Consider the following 16,060-nt stretch of genomic DNA (forward strand, 5'->3'; position numbering starts at 1 on the left):
TCGACGCCTCACAAGGTCGATTTGATCAGGAATATCGGCCCGCTTCCGGTGTGTCAGCCCGGCATTTCGCGGTCGCGGGAGGAACAGGCGGCGCGCGTGGTTTGAGCATTTTGCATGGGCATTGCCGGATAAATGCCCTCGGCGCGCGGGTCTTTTGATGTTACGAAATTGGCCATGAACCAGCACGCAAAGATCGAGATCCGCCACTCCACCTGTCCGCATGATTGCCCGTCGGCCTGCGCGCTCGATGTCGAGGTGGTCGAGGGCCGCAGCATCGGCCGCGTTCGTGGTTCGAAGAAGCAGACTTATACGGCCGGCGTGGTCTGCGCCAAGGTCGCCCGCTATGCCGAGCGCATCCATCATCCCGAAAGGGTGATGTACCCGATGCGCCGCACTGGACCGAAGGGCTCCGGCCAGTTCGCGCGGATTTCCTGGGATGAGGCGCTCGACGAGATCGCCGATCGCTTCAATCAGGCCGAGCGCGCATTCGGCGCGGAGTCGGTCTGGCCCTACTACTACGCCGGCACGATGGGCCTGGTGATGCGCGACGGCCTCAACCGCCTCACCCACGTGAAAAAATATTCGCGCTTCTACCAGACCATCTGCGCCAATGTCGGGCGCATCGGCTTTGCAATCGGCACCGGCAAGATCGCGGGCGTCGATCCGCGCGAGATGGCCCTGTCCGACCTCGTCGTGATCTGGGGCACCAACCCCGTCAACACGCAGGTCAACGTGATGACGCATGCCGCGCGTGCGCGCAAGGAGCGCGGCGCGCGGATCGCCGCCGTCGACATCTACGACAACGAGACCATGAAGCAGGCCGATATCAAGATCCTGCTGCGGCCTGGCACCGATGGCGCGTTTGCCTGCGGCGTGATGCATGTGCTGTTCCGCGACGGCTATGCCGACCGCGCCTATTTGGACAAGTACACCGACTGTCCTGCCGAGCTCGAAGCGCATCTGAAGACGCGCAACCCCGAATGGGCGTCGGCAATCTGCGGCGTGCCGGTCGCGGAGATCGAGGCCTTTGCCAAGGCTGTCGGCGAGACCAAACGTACTTTCTTCCGCCTCGGTTACGGCTTCACCCGTTCACGCAACGGCGCGACGCAGATGCATGCCGCGAACTGCATTCCCGCGGTGACCGGCGCCTGGCAGTACGAAGGCGGCGGCGCCTTCTTCAACAATTACGCGCTGTGGCACTTCAACGAATCCGTCATCGAAGGTCATGATGCGCTCGACAAGACGGTCCGCGCGCTCGACCAGTCGCAGGTCGGCCGCATCCTCACCGGCGATCCCGAAGCCCTGCTCGGCAAGGGGCCGGTGAAGGCGATGCTGATCCAGAACACCAATCCAATGACGGTGGCGCCGGAGCAGGCGCTGGTCCGAAAGGGCTTCGCGCGCGAGGACCTGTTCGTCGCGGTGCATGAGCAGTTCATGACCGAGACCGCTGAGATGGCCGACATCGTCCTGCCGGCGACCATGTTCATGGAGCATGACGACCTCTACTACGGCGGCGGCCATCAGCACATCTCGGTCGGCCCCAAGCTGATCGACCCGCCCGGCGAGTGCCGCTCCAACCATGAGGTGCTGCAGGCGCTGGCGCCGCGGCTTGGTGCGAAGCATCCGGGCTTCGAGATGACGCCGCGCGAGTTGATCGATACGACGCTGAAGCTGAGCGATCATGGCGACATCGCCGGTCTCGAGGCCGATCTCTGGCGCGATCTGCAGCCCGACTTCCGCACCTCGCATTATCTCGATGGCTTTGCGCATCCGGACAAGAAATTCCACTTCAAGGCCGATTGGGCGCATCCGCCGTTCGGCCAGACCATGGGCGATTCCGACAAGATGCCCTCGCTTCCGGATCATTGGGCAGTCATCGAGCACAGCGATCAGACTCATCCGTTCCGGCTCGCGACCAGCCCCTCGCGCAGCTTCCTCAACACAACCTTCAACGAGACCCCGTCCTCGCAGGCGCGCGAAGGCAAGGCGAGCGTGATGATCCATCCGCTGGATGCCGCGGCGCTCGACATCGCCGATGGCGACGCGGTGACGCTGGGGAATACCCGCGGCGAGACCACGCTGATCGCTACGCTGTTCGAGGGCGTGCGGCGCGGCGTGCTGATCGCGGAATCCGTGCATCCGAACAAGGATCATATCGGCGGCCGCGGCATCAACGTGCTGACCGGCGCTGATACGATCGCGCCGATCGGCGGCGCTGCGTTCCACGACAACAAGGTCTGGATCCGGAAAGCGGTCGCCGCCTGAGCCGCGCTCGCACCGTGATCTTCCGCAGATTTGCGTCGAGGCGCTAAAGCGCGCCTTCAGGCAGATTGCCCTTGCACCTGGCGCCCTAGCTGCCGCAAATGGCTGCAAACCGGAGCAAGGATTTTGCGTCATGACCGACACCGCAGGCGTCATCACCGAGAAGCGCGGGCAGGCGTTCTGGATCACCATCAACCGGCCGGAGAAGCGCAACGCGCTGAACGGCGATGTGATCGCCGGCATCACCAAGGGCTATCGCGATGCGCACGACGATAAGGACGTTCGCGTCATCGTGCTGACCGGCGCCGGCGACAAGGCGTTCTGCGCGGGTGCGGACTTGCAGAATTCCGGTGCGGCCTTCGCGATGGATCATTCCCGGCCGAATGTCGACTATGCCGATCTCTTGCGCCTGTCGCAGAACGCGACCAAGCCCGCGATCGCGCGCGTCGGCGGCGTCTGCATGGCGGGCGGCATGGGCCTCTTGTGCATGACCGACATGGCGGTTGCGGCCGACCATGTCATCTTCGGCCTGCCGGAGGTGAAGGTCGGGGTGTTTCCGATGCAGGTGCTGAGCCTGTTGCAGGAGATCGCACCGCGACGCCTCGTCAACGAATGGGCGCTGACCGGCGAGCCATTCGACGCGAAAGCCGCGAAGGACGCTGGCTTGCTCAATTACGTCGTGCCCACGGCCGAGCTCGACGCCAAGGTCGACTGGCTGATCGGCCGCATCGTCGACAAATCTCCGACCGCGATTCGACGCGGCAAATACGCCATGCGCGCCATCGCGTCGATGTCGTTCGACGAGAGCATCGCCTACACCGAAAGCCAGATCGCACTGCTGGCGATGACCGAAGACGCCAAGGAGGGGCTGAAGGCGTTCAGCGAGAAGCGCAAGCCGTCATGGCCGGGGAAGTAATTACTAGCCGTCGTCCCGGCGAACGCCCTAGGGCATGCACGCATCTCTGAGTCTCCATCCCGCTGCGACGGCCTGGAAGTATTCGAGGCCGTTTTTGAAGGCGATCGGGCCCGGCGGCTTGGACGATGGGTAGCCATCCCAGCCCCCGGACGTCCGATGATCCAGGCGGCCCATGCGAGGCTGTCGGGCGGATGCGGGTTCTTTAGTCGCTTGCTCTTGGCTTCGAGTTGCTTGTTGAGAGCAGCAAGCGCGCCGATTTCGCCGTCGTTGAAGGCAACGTGATAGAGCTGCTGACCGCCGACGCGCGCTTGGAGAAGCTGCATGGTGATGACAGCTGCCTTCGCGGCGATAGCGACCAACTTGAGAAGCCGATCGGCGGTTGCGACCTGGCTGTCTTCGAGCTTGAGACCTTGCGTCTTGAGGACGCGGAAGAACTGCTCGATGATCCAGCGCTGCTTGTACCATTGGACGATACGCCAGGCGTCCTCGACGCCGGTGACCTTGTGAGATGCGAGAAGACGCCAGTGCAGCAGCTCTACGTCGGTCTCAGTATTGATCTCGCGCACATCGACCACCGCCAATGGCAAGCTTTTCGGTAGATGGCGCAGGAACTTACTGTGCGGGCGACTCGATTGCGCCAAAGCGAAGCTCAAGATGGGCCAAGCCGGCCGGTCGCAACACGCGCGCAGGCAGTTGGATCGCACGCCGATCCACCGCAGCCATGGCATCGCTGACCTCATACAAGCCGTTGCTGTCGGCGAGCTTGCGATTATGCATGCTGCGCGCGATGACGTGGAAGTGCTGCTCGGCCGAACGGGCATAAAGGGCAAAAATATCGCTTTCGCGATCCCCGTCACCGCTGCAGCCTTGGTGAGCAGCGGCCTTGCCGTAACGACACTGGATATCCAGCACTGCAATTCCTTAGCTGATAGCTCACGCTCGTCGTGCGAGGTGGTGCGACGGCCCTGGCGCGTCCAGACCTGCCCGCTCAAAAGTCCAAGACAGGGCCATCATTGGCATCCACCGCCAGCAGCGGATGCAGCAGCACGCCGTGGTTATTGCCTTTGCCGATTTCTCCGAGCCCGCGCCGGCGCTCCGGCGTCGTATTCAAGTGGATCTCGCTGGTGTCCTGGATCGCCAGCACATGGCGGCCTTCTACCGCCGCAATCGTGCTTGTGCCCCAGCTTGCGACGATTCGTTCCGCTGTTACCTTGCCGTGGCCGAGAAAGCGGTTCAACCGGACCTCCAGAGCGCGATTACGCCGGGAAAGTCGTCGCAGGCAGACCGTTTTGCCCGCAACCACGCGTTCGACGAGCGCCGCCCCCCTTTATCGAGACGACGATCCCCGAACCGGCCTAAGGTCCAATCGATACCTAACAGCATGCCAACACCTCCGCCAAAGCCGAAGTGTCGCAATAGGAATCACACAAAGCACCGATTCGGGAATCCCCTCCGCAGAAACCAGGTGTGTGCATGCCCTAGGGCGAACGCCGGGACCCATATGTGGACGGCCCCCGTGGCACAAGAGCTTCGTGGGGACTGATCGGATAGCTTGCATCCATACGTGCTGCCTGTTGGGTGCGGCTTTGGCCGCTGGCCAAGATGGTTTCCGTAACACGAATTCCAATCACCGCAGCTTCGCGTCTCGGGTCGACCGATCACTCCATCTCCTCTGCTCTTGCAGCTCTGGTTCAGACGGACGAATTCGCCGGCCGGCCGATCTCTCGACTAAGTGGCAACAGCCATTTGGGCATCGATCTGCGCACGATCGTAGCTTTCTCCTGTGGTCATCAGCTTCCGGGGGATGCGAGCCATTTTGTTGGCCGGCGCCACTGCGGCAGGGCAGCTGCGACCGGGGCGAGTTTGACCGCCTCTGGGCGATGCCCATGAAGACAAGGATGTCGCGTTTCGACGTCAAAAGTCGGCTCCAATTCCGTCAATCTCGGTCGTGGCGGTGCGGCAGTTCGTCATCTTGGGCCAACTCACACCAGGGCTGAGCTTAAAGAGATTGAGCCTTTGTCATCCTCTGCGTTGAGCCGGTCCCCACTGGCCGGACTCGGGGCTGGGGCCATTTTTTTGACGGGATCTCTATGTCAGCGTGATTTCTGGGTGGTCTCGCGCACAGCGCCAAGTGCCGTTTTGTACTCTGTTGCCGACGCGATCCGTTACGCCGGCCGGCAGGGTCCGTTCTGCATGAACGATATGGCGGCGCTGCCGCCGGTCAAGGGGTCTTCAGCCTGCCCGGGGTCAAGGTCGGCGTATGCCGATGCCGGTGCTGATACTGTTGTAGTCGTAACGCCTGAGCACCTCGCCAACGAGTGGTCGCTGACCGCATTTTGGCCTCGCGGCTTGCCGCTATTTGGTATGGAGTAGGTCCCCTATACGTTGGAATTGCGAGACCACGGCATGACCAGTTGTCCACCTCACATCCAGCTGGGTGTCGTCCAGCTGCGCTACGGCAATTCCGCGCCCGGCCGTCTGGCGTACCAAATGTGCACCGCCTTCAACGACGGACACCGTCGGGAAGACTTCACCCCGTTCAAAGATCAGCATCTCGGCGGGTTGGTCTTGCTGCCCGAAGGTGCTCCCGCTGAATTTGCAGACGAGAGCACTTTCATTACGGCGATTGCTTCTCGGGAAAAGAGGGTGGACGCGCAGGCGGGACGGACGCTGGACGTTTCATTGCCCAGGGGGGTCCCTAAGGAACTCCTGATCCCCATGGCGGCGTTTGTGGTCGCCCCGTTCGTCGCACAGGGCATGGCGATCCGGTTGGACGTAGAATGCCCAGCGGCCTCCGATGGCGGCACCAATCCGCATGCACATGGGTTTCTCTCGCAGCGTGCCTTGGAGGAGAATGGCTTCGGTAAGAAGTATCGACCGTGGAACGAGTTGTTCCTGCGCAATATGGGACGCCATGTCCGTGCTCTGGTCGCGGGGCGTGTGACTTTGGCATCGGCGTTGGTGGGCGTCGGCGCCTATATGGATCCTCGCCGCAACGAGATTGCGGGACTTCCAGAACCGGAAGTCCGGGTACCCCGGCAACAATTTCGCCGGCACGAGCGAGGAGAATTCGTCGCTTCGATCGAAAACCTGAAGGTTGCCCGTCGGCACAAGAAGGCGACCGAGAGCACTCTGGCGGCCGCAGAGTCGTCCGTCGTGACGAATGCTGTTACCAGGTACCGGTCCATGAGCATCGAGCAACGTCAACTGAACATGAATTTCGTAGTGCAGCTCGCTTCGGACGCGGGAGCGGAGACGTTCCACTCGGACGAAGACGTAACCTTGTCTACGCGCGACGGTTCGACCACCTTCGATGGCGAGAAGTTTACAAGTTCAAGTATCATCGGCCCCGCGCAGGCCCGGCTGATCGTGATCCTCGCACAGGCGTTCGATTGGCCGGCGATGGTGGTCGAGGGCAATGCCGGATCGGCCGATGAACTCATTATCGCTGGCGTCCCGATCGGCCTCACCGCCATCAATCGCTGCGCCAGCCCCCGCGCCATTCTCCTTATTCGAAGGAAATACGGTCACTTGCTCGCCGACACGATCCGGCCGCTCGATCCCCTCGCGGTCGCTATGGAGGTGCTGGAAGTTGCGGATGTCGTCGAAGCAGGAAATGCAGAGGTCAGGTCAGAAAGTGACGTACCCGAAGAGTTGCGGCCGGCATCTGTTTTCGGCCGACCCGGCTCGCCGGGAACGACCATAGCGAATCTCGTGGTGGACGACCGAGGCGGTCGGTTGCCGCTCACTCCGCTCGCCCGGGGCCTGGAAGCGCTTCGCGATCGCCATCCTGATGACGTTGGTGGCCAGCATCGCAAAGAGACGGCGCCTTCTGAGCCCAAACAAAAGTCATCGAAAAACATCTTCGACGACGAGTTCGACTTCCCAGAACCGCCCAAGCCCACGATCCTCGAAGACGAATTCCATCGACAGCTGAGTGCCGACATCTGGAAGAATTATGCCGATCGAGTTTTCGAAGCCTTGCCTTTGGGTTCGAACCGGGCGGCTCGCGAAACTCGCCCCCCGTCGACGCGTCTTGAATCCTGTCCCTTCATGTTGCCGCCGATTGAGATCCGTCGTCCGACGATGATGTCGAAAAAATCGCCTTTCTCCACCAAGTAGCCAGCGCGGCTCGACTGTGATTGCCCCGCGTGAGGACTTGTGCCGACGTTTCGGACAGGCTGAGCAGGTGTCGACGACCTATGAAAATCTCACGCGATCAGTTTCGGGGGAGATTCGCGTCGCGATCTCGCATGATGACCTCGACGAGCTGGCGCAGCCTGCGAACCGAGCCGCCGCGCCAGGCCGATGCGATGGCCCCGCGCTCATCATGATCGAGCGGAGTTACCCAGCGCGCATCGAGACCACGATCGCGAGCGAGATCCCCTAGGACGGCCGGTAACAAGGCATCGAGATGGTGGCTCGAGGGGAGGGGCATGTCGACGACCCACAAACGGTCGAGCAGGGGACGGGGGCAGACCGGCTATGTCGTTTGCCGTAGTCAGGTAGCAAATTTCGCTGAGGTCCACGAAATTTTGGGGCAAGGGATCAGGTAAAGTTGGCTCGACTCACCTTCCAGCATGCCGAGAAGACAATGCCATAGAGACGGGACCGGTTTAGAGCGGCCGATAGCCGTGACAGCGTAAGCAATCACCCCTCCGCATTTGTCAATCTCGTCGAGTAACACCAAAGGATTGGCGTGATTGGCACGAGCGATTGCGAGAAAAGGATGACAGGGCTCCGCGGAGTTCCAGCGGCGGTCCGTACCTGCAAATACCGAATCTGCTCTGGCGCAGTCCGTTCGCCAGCAATGTATCCGGAGCTTCTCCGCCCATCCGGCGAGCCAAGAGGGTCTTCCCGCCACCAGGTTTTCCCGAGATCAGGGTTGGGCGGATAAAGATGGTCGTCTGCCGACCAGATCGCCGAGTATCGTGTCGGGACATTCTGCGCTTGCGGGAATTCGAACAGAAGTGCATCGCGGACCTCCGCAAGAGGCGGGGTGTCACCAAAGAAATTGCTTTGTTGATGACGTGCGCGATCAGCGGAAGCAGTTCCTTGAACCTCTTGTCCTTCATCTCCGTCTGCGAAACCGTGGCGACGATGCGCTGATGCTCTCCAGGTTCCGGTGGCTCGATGACCCGTTCTTTGATTCTATCGCTCGTTTCGCCTTCGTCCGCTCGTCGGACGACGCGCGCTTCGACCGCAATCTGGATGGCGTCCTCGGCGGCTTGCATCCGGCGCACCGCGGTCAGTTCGCCAAGAGCACTGGTTTCGGCGGCGGCCGGCTGGTAAGGACGCCGGTACCCCAGCAAGCGGTACCTTAGCGCCGGCAGCATCGACCAGCCGATGATGTTTCGATTTCGGCGCCAAGCCGCAAATCGATATCCTCCGGCAGCTGTGCAAGCGCGGTCAGAAGTGTTCGCGTCACCCGTCGGTAATCTTCGGAGGCATGCAGAGCCTGCTGCAGCGGCAAGCTGATCAGGCGGAGACAGTCTGCAATGTGGCGGAGTTCGGGAACATCGTCGGCCACGGCGAGCCGGTCGAGCGCTTTGCCAGCGTCAGCGCCGCTTCGGCACTGCCCTGCTCGGCGAAGGCCGCGGTCTCGCATAATCCAGGGGGCAGCGTTACGATGTCCGATACCAGCCGGTCATGGATATCTGCGCCTCGCCGGTTGATGAGGAGGCCATCCGTATAATTCTTGGCAGGCTCTTGAGCTCCTCCTCAAGGTCCACGGCGGCGGCGGCGCCGGTCAATATGGTATATTCGTCGACTATCAGCAGATCGGAGCCATCGACGACATCGCCACCGGAGACTTTCGGCTCGGAGTTGCTCGTCTTGACGTGTCCCGCATCGCCGTTCATTCGTCGGGTTCTCCTGAAACCGAGTGATGGAGCCATTGGTCAGCGGCGTCGCCATGCCGCTCCCGGAACGCCGTCGGCAGAACGGCCTTTGCCTGGTATAATTTCGCCGGCTCGTGCGAATGGCCATGAGCGAGCCAGGACGCCGCAAGCGGCAGCGCGAACGAATGATCGAGTGCGGTCAGACCAAGCACTTGCGCCATGACGAGCACCGACGTGGCGTTGCCGCACAGCGCCGAGTGTAGAACCGCCGTCATCACGATGTCCGTTTGCAGCGTGATCTCGCTGATCGGCCTTCTGGCAACGGCGGCGTCGATCGCGGCATCCGCATCGCCTTGCAATGCTGCGGTCAGCCCGCTGTCGTTGCCCAGTACGGTTTCGCCTGAATACGAGCGGCAGAAATTCGCGATCCGAAGTGCCGATCGAGTCAGGTGGCAACATTCGCCACCACGCCAATATGGAATGGTCTTCAGCCTTGAAGGGCCAGGGGCGCGATGGGGCCACACGACGGTGCTTGGCGCAGGAGATGGCTGAACTCTCCCGGTCGATGGCCGCAGTGCCGCTATCTACTTGGGAACCCGGCGTGTCGTGGAGCAAGGTCAATCCGAGAACGTTGGTCATGCGTGCCCTTCAAACGGTTAAACGGTGGGAGTGGGCGGGGAAAAGCGCAGCGGCATCCACTTGCCGCCATCGCGCGAGCCGCAGACCAACTTGGCGGCCGAGGATGCCGAGCCGAACTCCACCGCGACGACGAGCCGCTCCCGGTCTTCCAAACCGGCGATCGGCACCAGCACCCCTTCGGCCCTGAGCTGAGCGCGATCGTCCCTGATCCAGCCCCACGCGCTCTCGTTGACCGAATAACGGACTTCCGAACCCGCCATGACCACGAACCGACCTTCATTGGGGAATCCGCGCGCCCACAGATCGCCATAGATGAGTTCGAGTTCGGTGCCGGGGAGAGGCGTGGCCGTGACGCCGATCCGCATCGGCCCGGCCGGATCCGATCCGAGGAGCTCTGCGTCGGCAGTAACGCGTCGCTGGCTGCCGTTGTTCGAGCAGAACACTCTGCACCCCGCGTCGAACAACAAGCGCAGGCTGTGCCGCACGACTCCCTCGAGCATCGCCCGCCGGTCCTTGCTCAGGTCGGGGATGCGCGGGTTGACCCCTTTGATGACGTCCACCAGGGAGCCTTGCTCGGCGAGGTCGGTCAACCTGAACTGCAGGAATTCGGCCGTACTTGAATCAGACCACAACTCGCTTGAGCGGCCCGTGCCGCCGATGATGTAGGCTTCGCGTGCGAAATTCTTGCCGGGATCCCGAGCGTGTTCGTTCAGCCGGCGCCTGATGTCGGCGGTTTCGCCGAAATAGACGCAAGACTGGTCGACGAGTAGGTAGCAGGCGGGCGCGGCAGCAGCGATCGACACTTCCTTCAGCGTTGGCCACGCGAACGACGACACCACCACATCCGTGATGCCGTCGAAGACCTCACGATAGCCTTCGATACCGCCCTCGGGGCGGTAGATGATGGTGGTGGTGGCCGGTGGCAACTGGCCATTAGTTGGAGCGAGCGTCATGATAGTCTCTCTTTCTGTTTGAGTGAGAGATCGCGAAGCCCGGAAACCCGCACGTATGGAGTCATCTAACTATCCGATTGAAAGGCATCCGGCCGACCGCACTTTGTCCTTTCCGTGGACGTCAGGAGTGCGAACCATTTCGCGATGGAGCGCGGACGACGGAGTGGAGCGAAGTGAGCCAGAGGCGATCGCGGGCCACTCGTGTCGAGCTTCGCGATGTTCTAGGCGATGGAGGTCGGGATGAGCGAAGCGGCCTTGCCGGAGACCGCGCTCTGCTCCATCCGTCGGCACAGGCAGGGGGTGCGGCCGAAATAGCAGCGCGGGCTGTCGACGAGAACGTAGACCGGAGGCGCCTGATTACTCGTGACCGCGGCCTGGATGCCAGCGGTTTCGACGGGCATTTGAATGCTCTTTGCGGGCACGAGGGAACGCAAGGACGGGCGGGGCAGGGGCGAATCTGCGCTATTGTGGCAGTCAGCCATGACGGACTTCTCCTAAAGTTCGTTGCGGTTAGGCCGTTGCCGGTGTGTCAGCACCGGCAGCGGCCGCTTCCTTTATGCAGCTGTTCCGGGCAAATTGCAACTTTGTTCTTGTTTGGTTCGTGATTCCATGCTCGGCCAGCGCCAGCGAGTCCACCTCTGGTCATGGGTGGCGGCCAGGATGGGCTGCACCAGACAGAAGCGAAGAATTTCACGTTTTTTGCCCGGCCAAGTTGCCAACATTGGTCCGGCCAAGTTGCCATCATATTGTATTTATTGACGTTTTATTGATTCCGAGTATATTGGTCTGGAACAACCTCGGAATCCACCATGGGCAAGAAGTTTGATTACCGCGGGCTGCCGGAAGAGCAACAGGCGAAGTTGCGCGGTCTTTGCAGCAGTATCCACAGCGCCGGATGCCGGAACACCGCCGGGGCAGCCGAAATGGGCAATGCTTTCAACGAGGCGAAGATCGGGCTCGACCACGGCCAGTTCACCAGCTGGTGCTATTCAGAAGCTGGGTACGAGATCCGCCAAGTCCAGAATATGATGAATTTGGCGAATTTCGCGGGAAAGGAACCGGACATTCTCCTTGTGCCTATGTCTGCCGGGTTCTTGCTCGCAGCGCCCTCGGCTCCCAAGCTCGTTGTCGAAAAGGTGCTAAAAGTCGCGCGCGAAGGCGGACGCGTGAGGGTTACGTGGGTGAAACAACTTCTGAAGCCGGAACGCGAAAAGGAACCCGCACCGGAGCGAAGCACCGCGAGCGAGGCTGCCAAGATCGCTAAACTTATCGCCGGTGTGCTTCACCCGGGGGAAGCCGTCTCCTTGCGGCAACTCCTTGAAGCCGCAGACGCATCCCTGATCCAGCGGTTCGTTTCCGATCTGCAGGAAAATTTGCGGGCTGCGCTGCCGGGCGCAGTTTCCTCCGATAATTCGGCACATCGGCCGAGTATTGGATACTGATCTGGGTTAGGCCGCAGCGACGCTGCGAACCTCCCGAGGTCCGGACGGCAAGGTGTCGATCAGGGCGAGTCGGCTAAAGAAGACGTGCTGCGCCGAAAGCTCGCGAGCGAAGAGCGCTGTGATCTGGTCTACGTGCCCGCAAAAGCGATGACTTCCTATATCTAATCTACATCGTGTGGCTGAGCGACGCGGGCCACGCCCAGGGCATTGTCACGCCTGCCGGGTCGTGTGCCAGGGAGTGGTGTAGCTGATAGCAAAGCCGCTCGGACGCGCGCCCCACATAGCGCCGTAGCGGGCGGGCGGCTTTGCGGGTGGTCACCGATGGTTCGTCGGTAAGGTTTGGATTGCGACAGCCAACCTGATTCGAGGATCCACCGATGACCGACGACATGATGAACCTGCGCACGCTCGTAGAGAAGACCCCTGATGCCGATCTGTTGCGCGAGATGATCGGCTTTGCGGCCCAGCGGCTGATGGAACTGGAAGTCGAGAGCCAGACCGGGGCGGGCTACGGCGAGAAAAGCCCCGAGCGTCTGGCCCAGCGCAATGGCTACCGCGACCGGATCTGGGAGACCCGGGCCGGCGCGGTCGAGCTGCGCATCCCCAAATTGCGCAAGGGCTCCTACTTCCCCGGCTTCCTGGAGCCGCGCCGGATGGCCGAGAAGGCACTGACCGCCGTGGTGCAGGAAGCCTACGTGCAGGGCGTCTCGACCCGCTCGGTCGACGATCTGGTGCAGGCGATGGGGATGAGCGGCATCTCCAAGAGCCAGGTGAGCCGGCTCTGCGCCGAGATCGACGACAAGGTGAAGGCGTTCCTCGGCCGCCCGATCGAAGGCGACTGGCCGTATCTGTAGATCGACGCCACCTACGTGAAGGTGCGCCAGAATGGGCGGAACGTCTCGGTCGCGGTGATCATCGCGGTCGGCGTCAACGGCGACGGCCGGCGCGAGGTGCTCGGCATGGACGTCGGCCCTTCCGAAGCCGAGACGTTCTGGACGGCGTTCCTGCGCAAGCTCGCCCGCCGCGGCCTGCGGGGCGTCAAGCTGGTCGTCTCCGACGCCCATGAAGGCATCAAGGCGACGGTGGCCAAGGTGCTCAACGCCAGCTGGCAGCGTTGCCGCGTCCACTTCATGCGCAATGCGTTGGCCCATGCCGGCAAGAGCGGCCGGCGCGTCGTCTCCGCCTTCATCGCCACCGCCTTTGCCCAGGACGATGCCGAGGCAGCGAAGGCCCAGTGGCGGCGCATCGCCGATCAGCTCCGCCCTAAACTGCCGAAGTTGGCCGGCTTCCTCGACGAGGCCGAGACCGACGTGCTCGCTTACATGACGTTCCCGCCGCAGCATCGCGCCAAGCTGCACTCGACCAATCCGCTCGAAAGGGTCAATGGCGAGATCAAGCGCCGAACCGAAGTGGTCGGCATCTTCCCCAATGAAGATGCCATCGTCCGCCTCGTCGGTGCGATCCTGCTCGAGCAGAACGACGAGTGGGCGGTCCAGCGCGGCCGCTACATGACACTGGAAACCATCGCCCCGTTGGGCGATGATTTCGCCGTCAGCTTCCCGGCAATCGCCAGTTGACCGATCCGACCCATGCCGGCGAACGTGGTGACCCGCACTCAGCTACACCACGCCGCGGGGGGTACGTCATGCCAAGCTGATGATTGCTTGTGGGTGCAAGTCCCATCCGGCCAAAGCCGAAGCAGGCAAGCCGGGACCGAGTCTTGCGGGCGTCGTGGTAACGCGGGGTCTGAAGTGTAGACAGGAGCCATGCGGGGTGCGGGAATGAGCCTCGAAAGGTGGAAGTTCGCGGAGGCCGAGTGTTCCCTAAGCACGAAGGCAGCACGAGCGCCGTCGATAGGCGAGACGATGTCGCTCCGTCGGGGTCGATGGCCGGATCACGCTTGGAAGGTAATCATCGGAACATGAGAGGCCCGACCGGGTCCATTGGATTGGTCTACAGTGGGGGACAGCGGCAGGGCATTGCCAGAGCCGCGGTCCGAGCCGAGGTCGGGAGTCGGACTGGTTCGTAGTACCTGTGAAGTTGTCGAGGGTAACGAGACGCATGGAGGGAAGGGACCAGCACGAGGGGAGCTTGCGCGAGGAGGCCAGGGTCCGGACGCAGAGCCGGGTTACCTTGCTGCCAAACCTCGAGCGGGTGAACGCGGCGGCCAAGCAGGCTGCCCAAACCCGGTTCACGGCCCTCCTGCACCACATCGATGAAGACGCTCTGCTTCGGGCGTTTTGGCGACAAAAACGGCAGGCCAGCGCGGGGGTCGATGGGTGACGGTGGCGAAGTACGAAGAAGGGCTCACGGATAACATCCGCGATCTCTGCGCACGGGTCCACACTGCTCGTTACCGGCCACAGCCGGTGCGGCGTGTCTACATTCCCAAAGCCGACGGCGGCAAGCGGCCTCTCGGTGTGCCGACGCTCGAGGACAAGATCGTCCAAAGCGCGGTGGCCGAGGTATTGAGCGCGGTCTACGAGGCCGACTTCCTCGGATTCTCCTACGGCTTCCGGCCGGGGCGGAATCCTCAGATGGCGCTTGATGCCCTGCATACAGCGATCATGAGCCAGCGCGTGAACTGGGTGCTCGATGCCGACATTCGCAGGTCGACCACGGGTGGCTGCTGCGGATGGTGGCGCACAGGATCGCCGATCCTCGTATCCTACGGCTCATCGAGCTGTGGCTGCGAGCTGGCTTTCTTGAGAGCGGCGAGAGGAAGAGACGGACAGGGGAACGCCGCAAGGGGCAGGCATCAGCCCGCTCCTCGCCAACATCTTCCTGCACTACATCCTCGATCTCTGGATCCATCAATGGCGTCGTCGCCACGCACGCGGTCGCATCGTGACCGTGCGTTGTGCAGACGACTTCGTCATGGGCTTCGAGAACAAGGCCGATGCGCAGGAAATGCGCTTGGCCCTCAAGGCGCGGCTGGCCAGCTTCGGCCTGACGCTCCATGAGGACAAGACCCGGTTGATCGAGTTTGGCCGGTTCGCGGCCCTCTCGCGTCTGCGGCGCGGCGAGCGGCGGCCAGAAACCTTCGCCTTCCTGGGCTTCACCCACTACTGCGGGAGGACCCGGGATGGCCGGTTCATCGTGAAGCACAAGACGGGAGGGAAACGCCTGACGCGGAAGCTGACGGCGTTGCGCCAGGACGCCTGGCGGCTCACGCACGCGTCACTGGCCAAGCAGCACGAGTGGTTCGCCGCCGTGCTGCGCGGGCACTATGGCTACTACGGCAGGCCGCACAATTATCCAGCGCTCAACGGCTTCTACCGCGAAGTGCGTCGAACCTGGCTGCGTTGTCTGAGACGGCGCAGCCAGAAAAGTCGGCGCATGGGCTGGCCGGAGTTCGAGACCCTGACGGCACGCTTCCGCCTGCCAACTCCACGCATCACTCGCACATGGGCGCAGGCGCGGATATGACGCGGGTTACTCTCGGCAAGAGCCGGGTGCGGGAAATCCGCCCGCCCGGATCTGTGAGGGCAAAGCCAAATGGCCGAGCAACTCGACCACGATCCCGGCGCACCGAAATAAGCAATCTCATGGAAAGTGAAGAAGGAGATGTCGAGCGGCAGAATCACATGCGCGAACGGCAGCGGCGGGCGGTGAGGGTGCTGACATTGTCGATCAGGAATCCCGTCTATTTAAAGTAAGCGAGGGCCGCCGATGAAGTGTCACGTCGACCAGGCAACGCCCATCCGCATCGTGACGTCCTGGGTATCCGACGCGGCCGTCCGAACGCCGCTATTCGCGGCGTGATGTTGATGATAGATCGGCGTTTCGGAACCGATCCGGCATGAGATTGATAGCCGCACGCACGGTGAGTGGCTGGCCGACCTCATAGGCAGTTCTGACGGCAGCCCCTCGCGATTTGCCCATCATTTCCGCCGCGATCGCCGGGTCGATCAGGTTGTGCGTCCGGCTGCGGCCGGCGAAAATATCTCGGGCCGCAATTGCATCAGCGGCAGCTTGAGCGCTTCGGGACGTCGTCATGGATGCGAT

The 16,060-nt window shown here is 62.3% G+C and carries 14 protein-coding genes and 2 pseudogenes; 6 read left to right on the forward strand and 10 right to left on the reverse strand.

Annotated elements, in window-relative coordinates:
* Nucleotides 1-174 precede the first annotated feature (174 nt).
* Both XH91_RS11290 and XH91_RS11295 read left to right on the forward strand, forming a co-directional pair.
* The gene (locus XH91_RS11290) at nucleotides 175-2,265 is read left to right on the forward strand and encodes a molybdopterin oxidoreductase family protein (protein ID WP_128950670.1); all 2,091 of its coding nucleotides are present in this window, start codon (nucleotides 175-177) and stop codon (nucleotides 2,263-2,265) included.
* 130 nt (nucleotides 2,266-2,395) lie between these two features.
* A complete protein-coding gene (locus tag XH91_RS11295; RefSeq protein ID WP_128950671.1) occupies nucleotides 2,396-3,178 on the forward strand; it encodes an enoyl-CoA hydratase/isomerase family protein in 783 nt (260 codons plus the stop codon).
* Here XH91_RS11295 and XH91_RS39370 read toward each other — a convergent pair.
* The 4 genes and pseudogenes from XH91_RS39370 to XH91_RS40090 form a co-directional block, all read right to left on the reverse strand.
* Nucleotides 3,076-3,753 (reverse strand): transposase, encoded by a 678-nt coding sequence (locus tag XH91_RS39370; protein ID WP_347339931.1) that lies wholly within the window; start codon nucleotides 3,751-3,753, stop codon nucleotides 3,076-3,078. The genes XH91_RS11295 and XH91_RS39370 overlap by 103 nt on opposite strands.
* Before the next feature lie 37 nt (nucleotides 3,754-3,790).
* Complete coding sequence (locus XH91_RS39375; RefSeq protein ID WP_245477302.1) at nucleotides 3,791-4,090, reverse strand: hypothetical protein; 300 nt, start codon at nucleotides 4,088-4,090, stop codon at nucleotides 3,791-3,793.
* A gap of 76 nt (nucleotides 4,091-4,166) precedes the next feature.
* The gene (locus tag XH91_RS39380) at nucleotides 4,167-4,415 is read right to left on the reverse strand and encodes a hypothetical protein (protein WP_245477303.1); all 249 of its coding nucleotides are present in this window, start codon (nucleotides 4,413-4,415) and stop codon (nucleotides 4,167-4,169) included.
* Between the two features lie 491 nt (nucleotides 4,416-4,906).
* Nucleotides 4,907-5,014: pseudogene (locus XH91_RS40090) on the reverse strand (IS110 family transposase); the annotation flags it as partial.
* A gap of 570 nt (nucleotides 5,015-5,584) precedes the next feature.
* On the opposite strand from XH91_RS40090, the gene XH91_RS11315 reads away from it, so the two are divergent.
* Entirely contained in the window at nucleotides 5,585-7,300 is a 1,716-nt protein-coding gene (locus XH91_RS11315) for a MobA/MobL family protein (protein WP_128950672.1), read from the forward strand.
* A gap of 545 nt (nucleotides 7,301-7,845) precedes the next feature.
* Here XH91_RS11315 and XH91_RS39240 read toward each other — a convergent pair.
* The 5 genes from XH91_RS39240 to XH91_RS11340 form a co-directional block, all read right to left on the reverse strand.
* A complete protein-coding gene (locus tag XH91_RS39240; protein WP_206736858.1) occupies nucleotides 7,846-8,514 on the reverse strand; it encodes a hypothetical protein in 669 nt (222 codons plus the stop codon).
* A gap of 288 nt (nucleotides 8,515-8,802) precedes the next feature.
* On the reverse strand, nucleotides 8,803-9,039 hold the full coding sequence (locus XH91_RS11325) for a hypothetical protein (protein ID WP_128950673.1): 237 nt from the start codon (nucleotides 9,037-9,039) through the stop codon (nucleotides 8,803-8,805).
* Nucleotides 9,036-9,542 (reverse strand): hypothetical protein, encoded by a 507-nt coding sequence (locus XH91_RS11330; protein ID WP_128950674.1) that lies wholly within the window; start codon nucleotides 9,540-9,542, stop codon nucleotides 9,036-9,038. The genes XH91_RS11325 and XH91_RS11330 overlap by 4 nt, the downstream gene beginning before the upstream one ends.
* A 132-nt stretch (nucleotides 9,543-9,674) precedes the next feature.
* On the reverse strand, nucleotides 9,675-10,610 hold the full coding sequence (locus XH91_RS11335; protein WP_128950675.1) for a DUF4357 domain-containing protein: 936 nt from the start codon (nucleotides 10,608-10,610) through the stop codon (nucleotides 9,675-9,677).
* A 221-nt stretch (nucleotides 10,611-10,831) separates the two neighbouring features.
* Entirely contained in the window at nucleotides 10,832-11,011 is a 180-nt protein-coding gene (locus XH91_RS11340) for a hypothetical protein (protein ID WP_128950676.1), read from the reverse strand.
* A gap of 408 nt (nucleotides 11,012-11,419) precedes the next feature.
* Here XH91_RS11340 and XH91_RS11345 point away from each other — a divergent pair, with 408 nt between their 5' ends.
* The 3 genes and pseudogenes from XH91_RS11345 (at nucleotide 11,420) to XH91_RS39885 (ending at nucleotide 15,481) form a co-directional block, all read left to right on the forward strand.
* On the forward strand, nucleotides 11,420-12,052 hold the full coding sequence (locus XH91_RS11345) for a hypothetical protein (RefSeq protein WP_128950677.1): 633 nt from the start codon (nucleotides 11,420-11,422) through the stop codon (nucleotides 12,050-12,052).
* 377 nt (nucleotides 12,053-12,429) lie between these two features.
* Nucleotides 12,430-13,629 (forward strand): annotated as a pseudogene (locus XH91_RS11350) (IS256 family transposase).
* Between the two features lie 1,207 nt (nucleotides 13,630-14,836).
* Nucleotides 14,837-15,481, forward strand: coding sequence for an RNA-dependent RNA polymerase family protein (locus tag XH91_RS39885; RefSeq protein ID WP_283817328.1), 645 nt, complete (start codon nucleotides 14,837-14,839; stop codon nucleotides 15,479-15,481).
* A 321-nt stretch (nucleotides 15,482-15,802) separates the two neighbouring features.
* Here the strand turns inward: XH91_RS39885 and XH91_RS11365 are convergent, their stop codons facing one another.
* Nucleotides 15,803-16,051, reverse strand: coding sequence for a hypothetical protein (locus XH91_RS11365; protein WP_128950679.1), 249 nt, complete (start codon nucleotides 16,049-16,051; stop codon nucleotides 15,803-15,805).
* Nucleotides 16,052-16,060 lie beyond the last annotated feature (9 nt).

It is taken from the genome of Bradyrhizobium guangzhouense (genome assembly GCF_004114955.1).
Lineage (GTDB): Bacteria > Pseudomonadota > Alphaproteobacteria > Rhizobiales > Xanthobacteraceae > Bradyrhizobium > Bradyrhizobium guangzhouense.